Source organism: Micromonospora sp. NBC_01796, from assembly GCF_035917455.1.
Lineage (GTDB): Bacteria > Actinomycetota > Actinomycetes > Mycobacteriales > Micromonosporaceae > Micromonospora_G.
The window spans coordinates 6,182,441-6,201,154 of the sequence record NZ_CP109078.1; the positions used below are offsets into that span (position 1 = coordinate 6,182,441).

Sequence of the window (18,714 nt, forward strand, 5' to 3'; positions counted from 1 at the left end):
TCCTCACCATGGCTCGGAAAAAATGGACCTGCAAGTCCAAAATTTGCCGGTGTCTCCCCGACGGCCGCGCCCGCCGGTCAGCCGATGGGGGACAACTCGGTCGGTAGCCAGGACGCCTCGGTGAAGGCGGCCGACGCCGCGCGCTCGTAGACGGCGGCGGCGAGCCAGGCCTCGGCGAACGCGGACCCGTCGTCGGCCGTGATGCGCCCGAACACGTCCCGGTCGCGGAACCCGGCCGCGTCGCGCAGTTCGGCGAGCAGGACCGCCCCGGTGTCGAGCCGGGCCCCGCGCAGGCGCCGTCCGTCTTCAGCGGCCAGAGCCTGCACCGCGCGACCGCCGTCGACGACGCGTTCCACCTGCCGGCGGAGCAGGTGCAGCGCCGGGTCCCCGGTCACGCCGCCCGGCCCGGCGGCCACACCCGGGACGGTCGGGTCGACACGGACCTGGCTGCGGTGCAGCCGGTCGAAGCCGAGATCGGCCCGGCCGGACCAGCGGGCCGGCAGGACCAGACCGGCGTTCGGGACGGCCGGGGCGACCGCGAGCGCCTGCACGGTGGTGCGGTGGTGCGGATCGAGCCGGCCGATCACCCGCAGGTCCGCCCCGACGGCACCGGCGAGGACCCGCAGGTTGTCCCGGTACGGCAGCGCCTCGTGGTCCGACGCGATGCCGAGCGCGATCGGCAGCCCGTCCGGGGTGACGCCGAGGACAGCGTCACCGGCGACGCCGACCACCTCGACCCGCAGGAACAGCAGGTCCCCACCGGCGGGCCGGTCCCGTACCGGCACGGCCGAGGCAGCGAAGGCCCGGTGGACCTGGTCGGCGTAGGGCTCCCGCCACAGCCGGTCGACGGGCTCCTCGGCCCAGCCGGCACCATTCGCCCGGACCGCCCGGACGGCCTTGCCGGCACCGAGCTGGCCGTTCTCCGAGGAGGTGGCGCCGGAGACCACGATGCCGGCGCGGGCCAGCTCACGGTGGCTCAGCACCACCTCGCCGATCGTGACGATCCCGTCGCCGGCGGTCGAGGCGCGCCCGGCACCGCCGGGCATCAGGTCGGCGATCGTCCACATCCGACCGTCCCTGTCGACGAGGTACGTGACAACGCCGCCGTACCCCGAATCCGCCACCACGGGGACCGTGCACACCCCGTACAGTCGCAGGCCTCCCGCGGTCTCGTAGCTGCGGCGACCCGTCCCGAGCAGGTCGGCCGTCGGGTCGGGCAGCCGCAGCCGGCGGGCGAGGTCGAGCAGTTCCCGCAGGTCGTCGGTGAGATCCGCCAACCGGTACTGCGGCTGGCTCTCCGCGGCGGCCTGGAGGCGGTTGGCGCACTGCCGGGCGACGGCGGCGGCCCGGTGCAGCCCGTGGATCCGCGCCTGGTGGGCGGCTCGGACGAGGGCGGCCCGGACCACGACCCCGCTGCCGGAGCGTCCGGCGCAGAGCACCGCGACGGCGGACCGCCACAGGTCGTCGGCGGCGGCGACCTGCCGTTCGGAGAGCGCCACACCCCGGCCGGCGCCGACCGGGTCCAGGACGGCGGCCTGCCGGGACCCCACGGTTTCCCCGGGGCCTTCGCCGTGGCCCGCCCGCCCGTCGGTGTCGCCGTGGCCCGCCCGCCCGTCGGTGTCGCCGTGGCCCGCCCGCCCGTCGGTGTCGCCGTGGCCCGCCCGCCCGTCGGTGTCGCCGGGATCTGCTCGCCCGTCGGTGTCGCCCGGCCCGGACGGGTCTCCGGTGTCTACGGGAGCCGGGTCCTCCTGCACCGGACACCGGGCCAGCACGGCCGCCCGGTGCAGGCAGTTCGGCGCCAGCAGGCAGCCGCAGGTCACGTCGGCACCGGACCGCACCACGCCGCCGGTCACCGCCAGGACAACCTCGGTCTCCTCGTCGACGCGGACCCGCACCCGGTCCCCGTCGAGGGTGGCGGGCCAGCCGGCGGCGCGGACGACCATGTCGTCCACCTTCCTGCGCAGCCGCGCCGGCAACGCGTCGACCGCCTCGACGAGCAGCATCGGGGCGAGCTTCGGCAGCGGTGTGCTCATCGGACCTGTTCCCCCACCCATCGGGCCAGTTCGAGCGGGCTCAACGCCGCGACCGGCATGCCGGCGGCGACGAGCTGGCCGGCGACCGACACCGAATAGCGTGGCCGCCCGGCGTCGTCCAGGCTCGCGCAGCCGAGCACCCGGCAGCCGGACTCCACCAACGCGCGCGTCTCGCCGAGCAGACCACCGATCGGGTACCCCTCCTCGAAGTCGCTGATCAGGACGACCATGGTGCGCGAGGGCACCGTGACGAGCGACCGGGCGTACCGCAGGCCGGCCGCGATGTGCGTACCCCCGCCGACCCGTACCTCCAGGAGCAGGCCGAGCGGGTCGGACACCCGGTCGGTGAAGTCGACAACCTCGGTCGAGAACGCCACGAAGTGTGTGGTCAGGGCCGGCACACCGGCGAGGACCGAGGCGGTCAGCGCCGACCAGATGGTCGACGCCTCCATCGACCCGGAGACGTCGACGACCAGCACGATCCGCCAGTCGACACCGCGTCGGGCCCTGGTGTGGAAGACCGGGTTCTGCGGGATGAGCAGAACGCCGCCGTCGGGGCGCCGCCGGGAGTGGACCAGGTTCGCCCGTACCGTTCGGGACAGGTCGAGCGGGCCGCCGGGGCGGTAGCTGGGCCGTGGTGTGGCGAGTCCGGTCAGGGCCGGCCGCAGTCGGATGGCGAGTTCCCTGGTGAGCTGCTCGATGATCCGGGCGACCAGGGGGCGGAGCCGCGCCAGGGCGGCCTCGGACAGCCCGCCGGACAACGACAGGACCGTCTGGAGCAGTTCGACCGAGGGGGGAACGTTCGCCGGGTCGAGTTCGAGGGCGGCGTCCGCCCGGCCGGTCGCGGCCGCCTTCGCCAGGACCTCCTCCCGTACGCCCGGGCCGAAGAGCGCCGCCAGTTCGTCCGACCATTCGCGTACGCCGGGAAAAGGTGCCTCCCGGCCCGCCCGCGCGGAGGCGTCGGCGCGTGATCCCTCGCCCTTCCCGGCGCCGTAGAGCTCGTCGAGCGCGGTCGCGTACCGCTGGGTCCTGCCCCGGACCCCGGCGGTACGCCCGAGCACCAGCCGCCACCGGTCGGCGGCCGCCAGCTCGTGCGCGGAGTCGGCGTTGTCGACCGTGCCGGCGGTGGGGTCGGACCCGGTCCGGGTACCCGCGACCGGAACGGCCGGGCGGTCGTCGCCTTCCTCCCGGCGCTTTGCTTCCCGGTCCTTTCCGCCCGCTTTCTCCCGACCCGCGGTCGGGGTCAGCGCGTGGGCGGCCAGCGCCCGGCGGCCGGCCCGGTCCGCGAGCAGGCGCAGGGCGAGCAACCGCGGATCCTCGACGGTGCCGATCTCCTCGCCGTCGCCGTCGAGCCGTTCGTCGATCACCTCCAGGATCCGGTCCCGAGCAGCGGGGCTGAGCACGTCGAAGCCGCCGCGCAGAGCCGGCAGCCGCGCCAGGAACGCGTCGTCCGGTAGGGCCTCCACCCGGTCGAGCAGGCCGCCGAGCAGGCCGTCGGCGGCACGCAGCAGCGGTTCCGCGACGGCGAGCACGCCGGCGAGCCGGCCCTGGAGCGCGGCACGGGTGGCAGGTGCGGTGGCACCGTCGATCCAGGACGCCAGGCGGTCACCGAGTTCACCGGGCGGGCGGAGCGCGAGCAGGACCCGTACCGCGGTCGCTGCGGCGGCCATCATCGCCGTGCCGTCCGCGGCGAGCCGGGCGAGCGCGTCGCCGAGCCGCAGACCGCCGTCGGCTTCGGCACGCCGGGCGAGGGCGGCGAGCGCCCGCGCGTCGTCGACGTCCTCGGAACCGGCTAGTCCGTCGACCTGACGTACGGCCGCGTCGGATACCGAGCGCGCGATGGCGGCCAGGTCACCGAGGTCACCGTCGGGCGCGGCCAGGCCCGGTACGTGTCCGAGGCGCAGCCGGTCCAGCAGGTCCAGCGCAGCCAGCCCCTCGGTGAGGCTGGCGGTCGCCGGCACGATCTCGGCCAGCCGGGCGAGTCGCTCGCGGGCCAGCGGTGCGAGCCCGCACTCGGCGGCGGCGAGCAACCCGTGGATCGCCTGGGCGGCGGTGGTCCCGCCCTCGGTCTCCTCACGAAACGCGATGCCGCGCAGCACCCCCTCGGCCGCCTGCGCGAGGGTCACCCCTCGGATACCGACGACGTCGAGCATCGCGTCGGTCTCCGGTCCCCACTTCAGGCTCCACCGGCTGCCGAGCGCGTCGGAACCACCGAGCCCGTCGACCACTATCGGTTCCGCGTACGACACCCGACAGGTGACCAGTCGGCGCAGGGTGACCTCCCGGCGACGGTCCAGGTCGGAGCGGAGCGGGTCGAGGCGTACCTCCTTCGGCGGGTCGCCGGGACCGGGCAGCCGCAGCGCGGCGATCTCGTCCCGGACCGCGGGACCCAGGCCGGACCGGGGGGTTCCGGGGGCGAGCGCACCGCGCCGCGTCCCGACCAGGACGCGTTCCATGGCCGAGGCGACGATCCGGCCACGGCCGAGGACCTCACCGTGGGCGAAGACGCTCTGGATCGCCTCGACCAGTTCCCCGCGAGCGGGTGCGGGCAGTGCCCGCAACCGGGCGAGGTCCCCGGCGAACCGGGCCGCCTCCCGTGCCTCGGCGGGCCCGAGGGGATGGCCGGCGGACCGGACCTCCGCGCAGACCCGTACCAGCGCCTCGATCGCGGCGGTCTCCACCGCGGCCGGGTCACCGGCCGAGTCGAGGACGGCCTGCTGCCACTGCGGGTCCCGGATCCCCGCCGGGTAGCCGGACCGCTCGTCGAGCAACGCGAACGTGTACGGCACCAGTGAGGTCGCCACGTCCGCACCGCCGGTGACGTCGGCCGGCGTGCTCTCGCCGGGGCGTGGTGCCAGCGCCGAGGCGTGGAAGGAACCGACCAGCGCGGCGGCACGCCGTCCGTTCACCTCGGCCACACGGCCGCGCATCCACGCCTCCCGGCGCAGGTCGAGCGGATCGACCCGGCCGGCCTCCTCGGCGTCGCGGCGCAACGCCCAGCCGACCATGAGCGCCGCCCGCCGTACGGCCTCCGGGTCGGCCCCCGGCGAGCGGGCCTCGACGACACGGTCCCACATGTCCTCGCCGGGCCGTCCCGTCGACGAGGCGCGCAGGGCACCGGCGCGGGGCGAGGAGAAGGAACCACCGGAGTGGACCCGGTCCTGCCAGGCCGGGTCGGCCAGTGGCAGGTCGCACGGCACCACCGGGACACCGCGGCGATGGGCCCAGCGGATCGCGACCAGCTCCGGGGAGAAGTCGGCGAACGGGTAGAACGCCGGACCCGACCGTTCGCCGACCACCCCGGCGAGGGCGACCGGTGTGACGACGGCGGGGTCGGCGAGCCAGGGGAGCCACCCGCCGAGTTCCGGCGGCAGTTCCAGGAGCAGGACCTCGGGGCGGTGGGCGTCGAGCAGGGCCGGCAGGGCGACCGACAGCGCCGGGGAGTGGTGCCGCACCCCGATCAGGTACGGCTCCGTCCGGCCCGCCAGCTCCTCGACGACCAGGGTGGGGTCAGTCGGTGAGGGCATCGCGCAGTTCCCAGAGCTGCCGCCACAGGCGGGCGCCGTCCTCGGCCCGGCGGCGGACCGCGCCGTCCCAGTAGCCCAGGAGCTTGGCGCCGTCGGCCGGGTCGTCCTTGCGGACCACGCCCAGCAGGTGACCGGGGACCAGGGAGAGGACGTCCCGGTCGCCCGGGAAGTAGGTCGCGGCGAGGCCGAGGGAGACCGCGACGGCGACCGCCTCGGCGGTGCTCATCACCGTCGACGGGCGGTCGACGTCCCACCCTTCCACCGACCGGCCGGCCCGCAGGTCGCGGAAGGCGGTGACGAGCACCTCCAGGACGGCGTCGTCGACGGCGAAGGTGGACGACGACCGGGCCAGGGCGGACGTCGCCTGTCGCCGTACGAGCGCGATCTCCGCGGCGAGGTCGGGGATGGGTCCGACGGTCTCGAAGTTGAACCGGCGCTTGAGGGCGGCCGACATCTCCGACACCCCCCGGTCGCGCAGGTTCGCGGTGGCGATCAGGGCGAACCCCGGTACGGCGTGCACGGTCGCGTCCGTCGTACCGGACAGTTCCGGTACGGCGATGCTCCGGTCGGACAGGATCGACACCAGTGCGTCCTGAACCTCCGGCAGGCACCGGGTGATCTCCTCGACCCGGGCCACCGCGCCGTTCCGCATCGCGGCGAGGATCGGTGACGGGACGAGGGCCTCCGGACTGGGTCCGTGGGCCAGCAGCAGGGCGTAGTTCCACCCGTACCGGAGCTGGTCCTCGGTGGTGCCCGCGGTGCCCTGCACGACGAGCCGGCTGGTGCCGCAGACGGCCGCCGACAGCAGCTCGGACAGCATCGACTTGGCCGTGCCCGGTTCACCGACGAGCAGCAGGCCGCGTTCCCCGGCGAGGGTGACCACGCAGCGTTCGACCACGGCACGGTCACCGACGAACTTCTGCCCGATGACGAGCCGGGACGGCAGACCCTTGCGACGGGCCTTCGTGGGAAGTTCGACGGCGGTCCCGCCGCTGCCGGCGATGAACGTGACGACGGCCCGTGGGGTGAGCTGCCAGCCGGGTGGCCGGGGACCCTCGTCGTACGCGGCGAGGAATGCCAGCTCGTCGGCGTACGCGAACTCCGCGGGGTCGACCTGACGCCCGCGGGGCCGATCGGTGAGGGTGTCGGTCATCGACGCTTCTGCCTTCCCGTGACCAGTTCGTCGAACTTCGGTACGTCGCCCGCACACACCCGCGCCCACGCCTGCTCGAACAACCGGGGCACGGAGGTACGCGGGACGATGACGTCGATGGTGGGGTTGCCCTGCTCGTCCATGGTCAACAGCGGTGCCTTCCAGGTTTCCACCGGTAGGTGCGGTGCCTTGAGGGCGAGCCAGCCGCACGGCAGGAACAGACTCCGACCGGCCCGCGAACGCTTCGCCTCGACCACCAGGGTGCCGGCGGCGACCAGGTCCAGCCGGGCCTTCTTGAGCCGGGCCGGTTTCCACCCCGTCCACGCCGCGACGTTGCGGTCGGTCGGGTCCGGCAGGGCGAGCAACTGGAGGTAGAGCGCGGCGGCGTCGGGCCCGATGCCGAGCCGCTCGGCCGCCTCGGCCACCAGGTGCGGCACCGCCCGGGTCGGATCCTGCTGCGGGTGGTCGCCGCCGCCCGGTACGACGAGTCGGGCCAGACTGCCGTCGAGCACCACGCCCAGCGCGCTGGCCGCGTGCTCGTTGTAGTTGTCGCCCCGCGCTCGCAGCAGCGAGAGGACCGGATCGTCCGGCCCGGACAGCAGACCGGGGTGCAGGTCGACCGGCCGATGGTAGTGCTTCGCCCGGTACGTCAGCGGACCGTGCCGGATGACGTCCCCGTCGGTCTTCGGTGTCAGCCCGATCTCGGTGGTGAGCTCCTCGATCGCCTCCCGGTCGAGCTGCGCCAACGGCAGTGCGAAGGCGGGATCGGCGATCCGGGTCCGCAGCCGGTCGACGATCCCCGGCAGGTTCGCCCGGATCGGTTCGCCGGGTGACAGGTGGTAGACCAGCCACGGGAGCGTCCGCGCCAGGGCGACGAGCGCGTGCTGGTCGCCGACCCCGCCGTCGGGTCCGGCAAGCCATCGGCAGGTGTCCGGGGTGGCGAGCCCGTGCAGCAGTTCGGAGGTACCGATCCGGTGCTGGGCGGGGTACTGGTCGACCATGATGATGAGGTCGTCCGGCACCGGTCGACGCACGCCCCGCCGGTCGGCCCAGGCGATCACCTCGTCCAGCACCGGCCCGGTGTCCCACAGGGCGGTCGGGTCGGCCGGGACCAGCGATTCCACGAGGGAGCGGCTGAACGATTCCCCGCGCCAGTACCAGGTGCGTCCGGCGATCGCGATCGCCGGACCGCTGGCTCCCGGGTCGGGTGGGCTCCAGCCGGCACGTTCCCCGTCGAGGTGAAGGCCGGCGAGGAGCAGGGTCGCCTCGGCGTGGCTGATCCCGGCGGTTTGGGAGAGGGCCTCGGCCAGGTCGGGCCGCGGCGGCGGCGCGCCCCGCTCACGGGTCGTAGCCACGAAGGTGGTGAGGACCGAGGCGTCCCAGGTGCCGTCGACCAGGATCTTCTCGCTGACGTGCTGGCAGCCGGGAAGCGCACCGAAGGTGCCGTCCGCGGAGTAGTCCAGGCCCTCCACCCTGGTCCGCTTGCCCTGCGCGTCGTTGACCTCCTTGACGCTGAGCACCAGCACCCGGCATTCACCGATGGGGACAACCGTGTCCTTCTCCGGCGGTGGCTCCAGCTCGACGTTCATCGACAACTGGCGCAGCCGGGCACCGGCGCGGAACAGTCCGGAGTCGGCGAAGACCGTCAGCAGGGCCAGGAGCGCCTCCCGGCGGTCGGGGTCGACCGACGGCGACACCGCCCGGTACATGATCGCGCGTACCAGGGCGAGGACCGAGAACCAGTTGCGGTCACCCTCGGGTCGCAGGACCCTCCCCTCGGGAGGCTCGATCGCGGTGAGCGCGGCCCCGGCGGCGGCCACCATCCGGACCGCACCGCTGCCACTGCCGTACATGTAGCGGACCAGTCCGGTGAGCGCCGAGAGGAGGTCATGGTCCCGGACCAGGCCGGCGTCGGAGTCGACCGGCGCGGCGGCCGCCGCGGACAGCGTGCCGGTGAGGACCTCGGCCGTCCCCCGGAGCCTGGCGACCCGTTCGGCGGCGTACCGGACCACCCCGGCCACCCCCTTGACCATTGCCTCGTTGGTCAGCTCCGGAACGGCACGACGGACCAGCTCGACCACGTCGGCGAGTGGTACCTGTTTCTCGTCCGCCGGCGGACGCAGGGTTGCGGCCTCGGCCAGCAGCGCGGAGACCACGCCGTCCGGGAGCCCGCGCAGCACCGCCGACCCGGCGAGGTCGCGCGGGCGCAGGTGGTGCCAGAGGTCCCCGGGCGGGATCACGGCGGTGCCGGCCGCGAAGTCCGTCGAGTGGCGGGCCGTGTAATAGACGCCGATCGCCCGGCCGTCGGCGGTGCACAGGATGATCGGCTCGCCGCCCCAGCCCGAGGTGAGGCGCATGCCGTGTACGGCGTCGGAGCCGGGGAACCGGACCGCGTGGCTGCCGGTGCCTCCCAGCACCTGGCGCATGTCGGCGGTGTACCGGAGCGTCCGCCCGTCGATGCCCTCGCCGACGTGGTCGTGGTCAGGGGTGACGCGCGTCCGCCAGCCGACGAGGCCGTCGGCGGTGCCGTAGGGGCTGGCCTGTGCGCCCTCCGGTGCCACCCGAAGCATGCTGTGCGCCACCGAGATCGGCTCCCCGTCGACGGCCCCGGCCTGGAAGAACGCGGGCATCGAGACCCGGCCGGGCTCGCCGGTCCGCGGGTCGAACTCGCGCATGGTGCTGTCCTCGCGGGTGTGGACCCAGTACGCGGTGCCGTCGGTGACGACCGCGCCCCGGTTCTCCTCGCTCCGGTCACCCACCTGCAACGGGCGACCGCCGGTGGTGCGCCCACCAGCGGGCAGGGGCAGTGAGTGGCCCGGCTGGGTGAACGCGTCCTCGGGAAGCTCGTTGTGGACGTCGGTGGGGGTGCCGCTCCAGTACGCCGAGCGGCCCTTCCATGTTGTCCACGAGACGAGCAGCTGCCCGTCGACGAAGCGCAGGGTCGGGGGCCGGTAGCTTGGCTGGTTGGCCGGGATGAGCAGCCGGTGTTCCAGGAGCACACGGTCCGGTCCGACGACCCGGACGAGGTCGCCCCGGCGCAGAACCAGGACCGGCCACTGTTCGGTGAGGACGAGTTGCTCGTCCTTCATCGGAAGGTCGAGCAGTTCGATGGCGGCCTGTTCGAACGCCGGCCACTCGTACTCGTCAAAAAGGCCGGCGCGCAGCGTCGCGGCGAGCACCGGGGCGAGGTCGTGCGCGGTGAGGCGACGGACCGCGTCGGGGTTGGTCGCGAGGCCTTCCGGGGTGGCGACCTTGCGGACCCGGTCGAGCTGCCGGTCGAGGGTGGGGAGCCCCTGGGCGGCCACGGTGCCGGCGAGCTCGTCGAGCCAGGCGCCCACGGCCACCCGCAGCCCCGCAACGGCCACCACCTGCCGTACCCGGTCGGGGGTGGGAATGGCAGGCAGGTAGTTCTCGACGGCCCGGACCAGGGGTGTGAGGAAACGCGGATCGGCGGCGACTGCGGCCAGGTCGCGGTCCTCGAACGGCTCGTTGTGCGGGAACAGCCGGGAGACGTAGAAGCAGAAGCTGTCCGGTTGGTCGGCGACCGGTACGCCAGCGGCGAGGCAGAGGTCGAGCAGTTCGAGGTCGCCGTTCCAGCCCTCGATCAGGTGTACCGGCACGCCGTCGGCGATGAGCCGGGGCGCCATCCGCTCCGCGAGGAGAAGGAGGCCGGGGATCCGCCCGGGTGACGACCCCTGCAGGTAGCGGCGGGCGAATCGGGAGAGCCAACCGGCCGGACCGTCCGGCGACTCGGCCCCGCCGGGTGTCTCGCCGATCCGAGCGGTCAGTCCGGCGGTCGCGCCGGTCGTCTCCAGCAGATTCAGCCAGGGCACGCCCGGGACGTTGAACGGCATGAAGGAGAGCAGGTGGCCGCGGACCGCCGGGTCGTCCGCGGCGAGACCGGCGAGGGCGACGCCGTAGGCGGTCCAGAACGCCTCCGGCGCACGTTGCAGCGCCGGTGCGGTGAGGATGTCCGCCAGGACCTGCCGGTCGGCCGCGGCCGGGTCGAGCCCGGCAGCCTTCGCCAGGCGCCGCAGGTCGGTGGGCATGGCGGCGTACGGCGGCAGCCCGCCGAGGATCCGCTCGCTGCACAACCGGCGGAACCGGTCGAAGGCGGCGACGGGGTCGGCGCACCGGATCGCGAGGTCGCGGGAGTGCGCCGACAGCGCCTTCGCGCTCAACGCCCCGGCGAGCCCGAACTCCAGGAAGACCGCGTGGGTACGGTCCTCATCGACGGTCAACGAGAAGGTCTTCTCCGCCTCACGGGCCTTGCCGAACATCATCGCGGCGTAGAACGGGCTGTCGGCGGCCAGGAACGCGCGGCCGGCCTGCTCGTAGAACGTCGGCAGGAAATGCGGTACGGACCGGGCCAGTTGGTCGCCCAGCGCGTCGAAGCCGTCCTTCGCCGGAGGGAGGCGGGACTTGGCGATCCGCGACAACCGTTCGATCTCCTTGACCAGGGCCAGAGCGTGGTGTCCGTTGGCCGGGTCGTGGACCAGTGCCCAGGCCGGGAAGCCGAGGGCGCGCTGGCGCAGCAGGCCGACCCCGGTGACCCGGTCGGGCCGGTCGAAGCCGAGGAACTCCATCGTCAGGTCCTCGGCGTCGGACAGGGTCGAGGAGACCAGCCGGACCACCGGCCGGTCGGGTAACGCCGGATGGCGGTAGGACCGCGCCCGCAACTCGTCGACCGTGTCGGCCTTGGCCACCACACTGCCGAGCGGCACGATCCCGCCCGCCTCCAGCAACACCTCGGTCGTCACGCTCACCGCTGCTCCTCCGACTTCTCCACGACCCGGCCGGCGTAGAGCGCGGCTGCCATCCGCATGCCTTCCGACCAGGCCACCGGGCCGACCGCGACGAGTGGCCGGGAGGCGCCGGAGCGATCGGTGAAGACCAGGTCCCCGGTTTCGGTCTCGTAGTCGGGGTCGTCGGAGCCCACCCAGGAGCGGGCCTCGACATTCTCGCCGCCCTCGAAGATCCGGCAGACGGCGAACCCGCCCCGGACCGGGTATCCGAGCGAGCTGGCTCGGGCGGACAGGTGCCGCAGTTCGACGTACCTGCCGCCGGCGAAGTCGTTGACGGAGGTGGCCTTGGGGTCGAGGGACGCCGGCCGTTGCCAGGTCTCGCGGAAGAGTTGGCCGACGGACTGCGCCACCTCGAGGTCGGCGGCGAACTCGCGCAGGTCGTCGAGGTCGGCCAGGAGTACGGGGTGCGGGATGATCACCCGGTCGGCGGGGATCCGTACGGTCTCGCCGTCGAGGTTGACCACGCCGATGCCCTTGTCGCTGACGTCGCGCAGCAGGCCCACCTCGTCGGGGTCCCAGCCGTCGTGCTCGTCGAGGCCGGCGACCACGAGATCGGTGAGCGCCGCGCGCCACGCGTCGTCGGCCCAGACCTCGGCCAGGATCGTCGCGGGCACCGGCAGGGAGCGGACCATCCAGCGTTCCACGTCCGCCCGGCAGTCACGCTCGTGCCGCTCCAGCCACTCGGCGAGCTGTTTGAGCCCGGTCACCACCGGGTCCTCCCGGACGGCTTTGGGTGGTGACCTGAGTTCCTTGCCCGCCGCGTTCCGGCAGACGATGTCCCCGGAACGCAGCGTGACCTCATAGCCACCGGCAACAGCCATCCACGCCATCCGTCGCTCTCCCGTCCACGGCCGACCCCGTCGGATCGACGTCCTCCAGTCGAAGCGGCACACTAGCCGGGCGGCGCGACATTTTTGCCCGATCGGCACACTGTGGACGGTGCTCGGGCGCGGTTGCGGGTGTCGAGGGCTGGTCCGGGCCGGGACCCGACGACGGGTCAGCGCCGGTGGCGGAGCCAGGACGTGATGCGCCCGATCAGGGCGACGTGTCCGGGGGAGTCGTACGACCCGGGGTCGTGACCGAGAGCGTTGTAGACCACCCGGCTGCGCCCGACGGTACGTGCCCAGACGAGCGGGTGGACGACGCCGCCCTCCTCGTGGACGTAGAGCGGCTCGACGTCGGCGTTGTCGACCAAGTCGAGGTTCATGTAGCGCTCGTCGTGGACCTCGAAGTCACCGAGTCCACCGGTGATCGGGTGTTCTGCACCGCTACGTCGGATGAGGCTCCGGCCAATCGGCGGGTGCGAGGTCCGGCCGTGTTCCCAGGTGGCGCCGATCGTGGACCGCCAGCTCGCCAGGCCGGGGAACGCGATCGTCGCGCTGTGGGTGGCGAGCAGGTTGCCGCCCCGGGCGAGGAAGGCGTCGAGCGTACGTCCGAACTGGTCGTCCTCGCCGATCGGTGTGGTGCGGTTGGCGCTCGCGTTGACGATCAGCAGGTCGACCCCGTCGAGTGCGGCTCCGAGTCGGTCGATGGACGTCACGATCTCCACGGAGCCCGGGGGGCCGACCAGCTCGGCCAGCCTCGCGCTGGTTTCGGGCAACGGGTGCCACGGGTCGGCGTGCGGACCTGCGCCGCTGAGGACGACGGTGTCGATGCGCTGTGCCATGAGTTCCGATCCTGGTGTCTCGATTGATGCTGGTTTGTCCGGCTCACTCTGACTCGCTCCGAGTCATTTTGAGGATTGCCGAAATGTCGAAGTTAACGTTAACATGGCGTCATGAGAGCCCTGCACCATCCCGATCTCGCCTCGGTCGACCTGGCCACGCTGCTCGGCGCGCTGGCCGACCCGGTGCGCCTGAGCGTCGTACGGCAGTTGGCGCGGTCCGGTGGCGTCGTCTGCGGGAAGTTCGAGGCGCTGTCCGAGGTGAGCATGTCGACGCTGTCGCACCACCTGAAGGTGCTGCGCGAGGCCGGTGTCCTGCGGGTCACGCCGAACGGGAGTTTCCGCCGCCACGAGCTGCGTGCCGACGAGATCGACGACCGGTTCCCCGGACTGCTCCCCGCGGTGGCCGCTAATCTCGGCATCGTGGAGCGAGTGGGAGCGCCGGCGTGACGAACCCCGAGCCGACGCCCCAGGTTCGGCCGGGCACCCTCGGTCTCTCCGCCGACGAGGTCCTGACCACCACCCGTGCCGTACGCCGGCGCCTCGACCTGGGCCGGCCGGTGCGCCGGGACGTGATCGAGGACTGCCTGCGCATCGCCGTCCAGGCACCGAGCGGTCGGAACCGGCAGCGCTGGGACTTCGTCTTCGTCGAGGACCCGGACACCCGGGCGGCCGTGGCACAGCTGTGGCGACTGGGCCTGATGACCCCGCCGCCCGCGTCCGGCGAGGCGGGACCGGCGTTCAGCCGGATGAGCTTCGCCTCGGCGCAGTGGGATCGCATCGCCGGCAGCCTGCACCATCTCGCGGAACACCTGCACGAGGTTCCGTTGCTGCTCATCCCGTGCCTGCGGGTCGAGTCCCGCGCCGAACTGGCCAGCGTTCGCGGTCAGGCCGGCGCGTGGGGTTCGGTGATACCGGCGTTCTGGAGCTTCATGCTGGCCGCCCGGGAACGCGGGCTCGGCACCGCCTGGACCACGAGTCATCTCAGCTACGAGCGGGAGATGGCCGACCTGCTCGGCATTCCCTACGACACCGTCGTGCAGGTGGCTCTCACCCCCGTGGCCTACACCCTCGGCACGGACTTCAAGCCCGGCCCCCGCTCCGACGCCGAGGCGTTCGCCCACTGGGACCGTTGGTAACCCGACGCTGCCGCCCGCCCGGTGAGGCGCCCGTCACAGGGTCGCGCTGTCACCCGGCGCGAGGTTCACGAGCACGTCCGCCAGGCCCGCCTCCGCGAAGGCCCGCGTGACGTCGTCCGCGTTCTCGGTGTAGTGCCCCCACCCGTCCTGGTGCACCGGGACCACCGCGCGCACACCGAGCAGGGCGGCCGCTCGCGCCGCCAGTTCCGCCGTCAGCGTGAGGAATCCGTCGCCGCGTACGGCGATCCTGGCCGCGCCGAGGTTGAGGATCGCGATCTCCGTTGCCGGGAACCGTTCCGCGATGACGGCCACGACGTCCACTGAGGCGTTGTCGCCGCTGACGTAGACCGTCGGCCAGCCGTCCGACTCCAGCACGAATCCGATCACCGGACCGTTGACCACGCCGATCTCCGGCGTTCCGTGCAGCGCCGGCACCGCCGTGACGCGTACCTCTCCGACCTCGGTGTGTTCGAACGGCCGCAGGCCGACCGCCGCCGGGCCGAGGTTCTCCGCTCCCGCGCGGGTGGTGAGCACCCTCCGGGCCTGCTGCGCGTACCTCCGTCCGGAGGTGTCGAGGTTGTCGACGTGATGTTCGTGCGACACGAGGACCGCGTCGACCGGGCCGAGATCCCCGGACCGGCTGGTCGGGCCGGTCAGCTTGGTCGCGGTGACCGGCCCGCTCCGGTACGTCCCCGGCTCGTCGAAGGTCGGATCCAGCACGAACCGGGAACCCGCGTAGTCGAGGACCGCCGTCGGCCCGCCGATTGTGCGTACGGTCGGCTTGTTCATGTTCGCTCCCTGGCTCCTGGCTCGTCCACGGCTACTGGCGGGCGCCAGCGGGGCGGCGCAGTTGCTCACGCAGCGCCTGGTTCTCCGCACGAAGGCGGGTGAGCTCGTCGCCTACCGGGGCGAGCACGTCGGCCAGCTCGGCCTCGGTGTAGCGGGGCGTGATGTGCTGGGGGCAGTTCCAGTCGTAGCCCTGCACGTCGACCGTGATCAGTCGCTCGATCTTGCCGGACCGCCCGTACACGTCCAGCCGTTCCAGCAGGTCGGGGCGCACGTCGTCGCGTACGTCCACGACCCGGGCGGTGCCGATGATCTTGAGTCGGCGTTGGTGGGCGTAGTCCATCAGCAGCAGCGACACCTTCGGTGAGGCGCCGAGGTTGCCCACCGAGAGGTACTGCCGGTTGCCGCGCAGGTCCGCCCAGCCGAGTACGCCGTGCCCGTCGACGGGGTCGAGCACGTGCAGGAAGCCGGGTGGGCCGCCCCGGTACTGCAGGTAGGGCCAGCCGTTCTCGCCGACCGTGCCGAGGTAGAAGCCGTCCCGTTCGGCGACGAAGGCGGCCGTGCCGGCGTCGAGCAGGGCGTCGGTATGCCAGCCGGCGGTCATGCGTTGGATGGCGCCCCGGCTGCCGTAGCGCTCTCGTGCGGCGGTCACCGATGCGGTCGACAGTTCTTCCAGGTAGCGGTGTGGCACGGCGTACCCCTCAGAGCCTGTTCCGGGGGCGCGGCGCGCCCCCGGTCGTGGATGGCCGGGTCCGGTCGAGGAACCCGTTCTAACCGGTGAAGAGAAGTTTGATGGTTAGAAGATACGTCGCAAATCCTTACCTGTCAAACGGCGAACGGGGGTAAGATTCTTGGCATGGTGCAGCGACCGTTGGTGGGCGAACCCCTCGCCCTGGACCTGGTGAACACGGAATGGGTCGACCACGGCCACGATGTCGACCTCTTCGCCGAGCCGGACGGGTTGCGGGGGTGGCTCACCGAACACGGACTTCCGGGCGACCCGGCGGTCGAGGCGCCGCTGCGCCGGGCCCGGACGGCCCTGCGCGGCCTCCTCGAACACCCCGGCGAGCAGGCCGAGCGCGAGATCAACGCCATCCTGGCGCACGGCGCCCTGCGCCACACCCTGCACCGGGCGCAGGTGCGGGAACACCACGACGTCGACAGCGAGTGGCTGCCCGCCTGGCGGGCGGTCAGCGACTACCTCGACCTGCTGCGCCGCCAACCCACCCGGATCCGACGCTGCGGGCACCCCGCCTGCGTCCTGTACTTCTACGACACCTCACGCAACGGCACCCGGCGCTGGTGCTCCATGGACGGCTGCGGCAGTCGTACCAAAGCCGCCCGCCACTACCGGCGGCACCGCACGGCGACCGCGTAGTCGCCGACGGCGGAGCCGGACCGGGTCAGCACTCGGTGCCGGCACCCGCGGCGATCCGGGCCAGCAGCGAGGCGAGTGCGCCGGGCATCGACAGGAAAGGAGAGTGGCCGCTCGGAAGGTGGTGGACCGCGCCGGCCCGCCGGGCCATCCGCTCCTGGTCCGACGGCGACAGCGCCTGATCCTTGTCCGCCACGACGTAGGTGGACGGGATGCTCCGCCAGCCGACCCGGGTGACCGGTTCGAAACACGCCCGGACGCTCTGCGGGACCAACCGGGCGTTCGCCTCGGCCGCCTCGGCCACATCCAGATCCTGGTAGAAGAAGTCCCCACGGGCACGACCGGTGGCGGGGTCCGTCACCGGCAGGGTGCCGGCCAGGGAATCCGGAACCGGGACCCCGTGGAACGGAAGCATGGCCTCGCCGACGTCGAGCTGGTACGACGCCAGGTACACGAGGTGCACCACGTTGGTGGCACCGGCGGTGGCCTCGGTCACCGGGATTCCGCCGTAGGAGTGGGCCACCACCACGACCGGACCACTGATCTCCGCCAGTGCCGTACGGACAACATCCGCGTCGTCGTACATCCCCGGCAGCGGCTCGGCCGGCGCGTCCTGTACGACCGCGCTGGGCAACTGGACGGAGCGGGTGGCCCAGCCGTCGGCCGCGAGCTTTCCCTCGAGCTTCTGCCAGCTCCAGGAGCCGTGCCACGCTCCGTGTACCAGGAGCAGCGTCGGTCGGTCCGGTGTGATGGTCAAGGTAGGTCTCCGCACTGCCGTCGACGTCGGGGCTCCCCGGTGGTGACGGCTCGGATCCGGCCGGGTTCGTCACCCCGGACAGCCTGTCGTACACCATGTCCGACAGGCTGTCCGGCCAAGATTACCCACGCTCCGCACGGACGACCATTACCGCCGTCACACCCCTGGGGCGGGGCGGGCTTCACCCACGCAGCCCCTGCGCGAGTTCGCCGATCGCACCCATCGCGTACCGCTGCATCCCCGGACCGAAGGTGATGCGGGTCGCGCCCAGCCGTGCCAGTTCGGCCACGGAGTCCGGGTCCGGTCGGGCAGCCATGTTGATCGGTCCCTCGATGCCCGCCCGCAGCACCGGGAGCACCTCGGGCGGGGCCAGAAGCGGGTACACGCAGTCGGCGCCGGCGGCCACGTACAGCAGGGCGCGGGCCACCGCGTCGGCCGGGTCACCCGTCCCGACCAGGAAGGTGTCCACCCGTGCGTTGATGAAGAGCGCGTCGCCCGCCTCCACCCGTACCTCGGCCAGCCAGTCCGCGTGCCGCTGCGGGTCCCTGAGGGTGGTGTGCCCCACCGAGTCCTCCAGGTTGCAGCCGACCGCGCCCGTCTCCAGGAGCCGGCCGACCAGCTCACCGGGGGCGAGGCCGTAACCACCCTCGAGGTCGGCGGAGACGGGTACGTCGACCGCCCGGACGATCCGCGCCACCGCCGCGAACATCTCCTCCGGCGGCGTCGAGCCGTCCTCGTACCCGAGCGAGGCGGCGATCCCGGCGCTCGGGGTGGCCAGCGCGGGGAAGCCGGCGTCGGCGAGGATCCGGGCGCTGCCCGCGTCCCAGGGACCGGGCAGGACGAGCGGGTCGCCGGCGGCGCGCCCCTGGTGCAGGGCGCGGAAGGTGGATGCGGTCATCTTTTTCACGTGTCCCGAGGAGAGAGTGGAGGGGGCGGGGGCAAGGGCCGCTCGGCCCGCCCGCTAGGCACCGGGCGTGTAGTGGCCGGGGACCAAACGGGTCGACACCCCGAAGCGGTTCCAGGCGTTGATCGCCGTGATCGCCACGATGAGGCGGGCCAGCTCCGTCTCGTCGAACTCGTTCGCGGCCCTCGCGTACACGTCGTCCGGAACGAACCCGTCCGTGAGTACGGTGATCGCGTCGGTCAGCTCGATCGCCGCGACCTCCTTCGCCGTGTAGAAGTGCTTCGACTCCGTCCACGCGCTGAGCTGGATGATCCGCTCGGCCGACTCGCCGGCCGCCAGCGCGTCCTTGCTGTGCATGTCCAGGCAGAAGGCGCAGTGGTTGAGCTGCGACGCCCGGATCTTGACCAGGTTGAGCAGGGTGGGCTCGACGCCCTGCCCCGCGACCGTGTCCAGACGGATCATGGCCTTGTAGGCCTCGGGAGCGAGCTTTGCCAGGTCCAGGCGCGGTGCGTGTGCGGGGTGGCGCTCGCTGCTGTCAGTTGCTCCATGTGCTGTCACGCCGACAACGCTAT

14 protein-coding genes are annotated in these 18,714 nt (G+C 72.9%); 3 read left to right on the plus strand and 11 right to left on the minus strand.

What is annotated here, in order from left to right; genetic code table 11:
- Positions 1-77: 77 nt before the first annotated feature.
- From OIE47_RS28010 to OIE47_RS28035, 6 genes are all read right to left on the minus strand, one after another.
- Complete coding sequence (locus OIE47_RS28010; RefSeq protein WP_326557499.1) at positions 78-2,033, minus strand: hypothetical protein; 1,956 nt, start codon at positions 2,031-2,033, stop codon at positions 78-80.
- Positions 2,030-5,560, minus strand: a complete 3,531-nt coding sequence (locus OIE47_RS28015; RefSeq protein ID WP_326557500.1) for a DUF5682 family protein — start codon at positions 5,558-5,560, stop codon at positions 2,030-2,032. The genes OIE47_RS28010 and OIE47_RS28015 overlap by 4 nt, the downstream gene beginning before the upstream one ends.
- Positions 5,544-6,713: an ATP-binding protein gene (locus OIE47_RS28020; RefSeq protein WP_326557501.1), complete on the minus strand. Its 1,170-nt coding sequence runs from the start codon at positions 6,711-6,713 to the stop codon at positions 5,544-5,546. Before OIE47_RS28020 ends, OIE47_RS28015 begins: the two co-directional genes overlap by 17 nt.
- Entirely contained in the window at positions 6,710-11,479 is a 4,770-nt protein-coding gene (locus OIE47_RS28025) for a hypothetical protein (RefSeq protein WP_326557502.1), read from the minus strand. The genes OIE47_RS28020 and OIE47_RS28025 overlap by 4 nt, the downstream gene beginning before the upstream one ends.
- Entirely contained in the window at positions 11,476-12,339 is an 864-nt protein-coding gene (locus OIE47_RS28030) for a DUF4132 domain-containing protein (RefSeq protein ID WP_326557503.1), read from the minus strand. The genes OIE47_RS28025 and OIE47_RS28030 overlap by 4 nt, the downstream gene beginning before the upstream one ends.
- Positions 12,340-12,515: 176 nt before the next feature.
- The gene (locus OIE47_RS28035) at positions 12,516-13,184 is read right to left on the minus strand and encodes a ThuA domain-containing protein (protein ID WP_326557504.1); all 669 of its coding nucleotides are present in this window, start codon (positions 13,182-13,184) and stop codon (positions 12,516-12,518) included.
- A 111-nt stretch (positions 13,185-13,295) separates the two neighbouring features.
- Between OIE47_RS28035 and OIE47_RS28040 the strand changes: the two genes are divergently transcribed.
- Together OIE47_RS28040 and OIE47_RS28045 are read left to right on the plus strand one after the other, a co-directional pair.
- Positions 13,296-13,631, plus strand: coding sequence for an ArsR/SmtB family transcription factor (locus OIE47_RS28040; RefSeq protein ID WP_326557505.1), 336 nt, complete (start codon positions 13,296-13,298; stop codon positions 13,629-13,631).
- A complete protein-coding gene (locus tag OIE47_RS28045; RefSeq protein ID WP_326557506.1) occupies positions 13,628-14,320 on the plus strand; it encodes a nitroreductase family protein in 693 nt (230 codons plus the stop codon). Before OIE47_RS28040 ends, OIE47_RS28045 begins: the two co-directional genes overlap by 4 nt.
- Before the next feature lie 33 nt (positions 14,321-14,353).
- Here the strand turns inward: OIE47_RS28045 and OIE47_RS28050 are convergent, their stop codons facing one another.
- Both OIE47_RS28050 and OIE47_RS28055 read right to left on the minus strand, forming a co-directional pair.
- On the minus strand, positions 14,354-15,109 hold the full coding sequence (locus tag OIE47_RS28050; RefSeq protein ID WP_326557507.1) for an MBL fold metallo-hydrolase: 756 nt from the start codon (positions 15,107-15,109) through the stop codon (positions 14,354-14,356).
- Between the two features lie 31 nt (positions 15,110-15,140).
- Positions 15,141-15,797 carry a pyridoxamine 5'-phosphate oxidase family protein gene (locus OIE47_RS28055; protein WP_326557508.1) on the minus strand — a complete coding sequence of 219 codons (657 nt, stop codon included), beginning with the start codon at positions 15,795-15,797 and terminating at the stop codon, positions 15,141-15,143.
- A gap of 165 nt (positions 15,798-15,962) precedes the next feature.
- Between OIE47_RS28055 and OIE47_RS28060 the strand changes: the two genes are divergently transcribed.
- Positions 15,963-16,484, plus strand: a complete 522-nt coding sequence (locus OIE47_RS28060; RefSeq protein WP_326557509.1) for a CGNR zinc finger domain-containing protein — start codon at positions 15,963-15,965, stop codon at positions 16,482-16,484.
- Positions 16,485-16,509: 25 nt separating this feature from the next.
- Here the strand turns inward: OIE47_RS28060 and OIE47_RS28065 are convergent, their stop codons facing one another.
- From OIE47_RS28065 to OIE47_RS28075, 3 genes are all read right to left on the minus strand, one after another.
- The gene (locus tag OIE47_RS28065; protein ID WP_326557510.1) at positions 16,510-17,238 is read right to left on the minus strand and encodes an alpha/beta fold hydrolase; all 729 of its coding nucleotides are present in this window, start codon (positions 17,236-17,238) and stop codon (positions 16,510-16,512) included.
- A 181-nt stretch (positions 17,239-17,419) separates the two neighbouring features.
- Complete coding sequence (locus tag OIE47_RS28070) at positions 17,420-18,136, minus strand: isocitrate lyase/PEP mutase family protein (RefSeq protein ID WP_326557511.1); 717 nt, start codon at positions 18,134-18,136, stop codon at positions 17,420-17,422.
- A 63-nt stretch (positions 18,137-18,199) separates the two neighbouring features.
- Positions 18,200-18,700, minus strand: coding sequence for a carboxymuconolactone decarboxylase family protein (locus OIE47_RS28075; RefSeq protein WP_326557512.1), 501 nt, complete (start codon positions 18,698-18,700; stop codon positions 18,200-18,202).
- Between the last annotated feature and the right edge of the window lie 14 nt (positions 18,701-18,714).